Annotated in this window: 1 protein-coding gene; it reads left to right on the forward strand. The window is 58.9% G+C overall.

Going from position 1 to position 652, the window contains the following annotated elements; genetic code table 11:
- The coding region (locus tag KIP88_RS45955) for an IS30 family transposase (RefSeq protein WP_214494644.1) at positions 1 to 652 on the forward strand (652 nt) is incomplete at both ends.

A 652-nucleotide genomic window follows, 5' to 3' on the forward strand; every position in this document is an offset into this window, starting at 1 on the left:
CCTTGCTGCAGCGGCAATGGTCACCGGAGCAAATTGCCGGCTGGCTCAAGCGCACATATCCGGGGGAACCTGAAAAGCAGGTGTCACACGAGACGATCTATCGCAGCCTGTTCATTCAGGCCCGCGGCGTGCTGAAAAAGGAGCTTCTTGAGCACCTGAGGGCGAGGCGCACGGTCCGCCGGTCCAGGCACGCCAGCATGAAACGAAACGGGCTCGGCCAGATCAAGAATGCCGTATCCATTAGCGAGCGACCGCCGTCGGTTGAAGATCGTGCGGTGCCAGGCCATTGGGAGGGCGACCTGATCGGTGGATCGGGGAATAGTTATGTCGCAACGCTTGTCGAGCGCCATTCGCGCTACGTGATGCTGGTCAAGGTTGCGAACAAAGATACCGAAAGCGTTGTCTCGGCACTGATCAAGCAATCGCAGCGATTGCCCAGCGAACTTTACCGGTCGCTGACCTGGGACAGAGGCAAGGAACTCGCGGACCATCAACGCCTGACATTGGCCACCGAGGTCGAGGTCTACTTTTGTGATCCTCGATCTCCCTGGCAGCGCGGGTCAAACGAAAACACCAACAGATTGCTGCGCCAATATCTTCCGCGTGGCACCGACCTGTCCTTGCACAGTCAGGCCAAGCTCAGTGCCATCGC

Source organism: Bradyrhizobium sp. SRL28 (assembly GCF_018596315.1).
GTDB lineage: Bacteria > Pseudomonadota > Alphaproteobacteria > Rhizobiales > Xanthobacteraceae > Bradyrhizobium.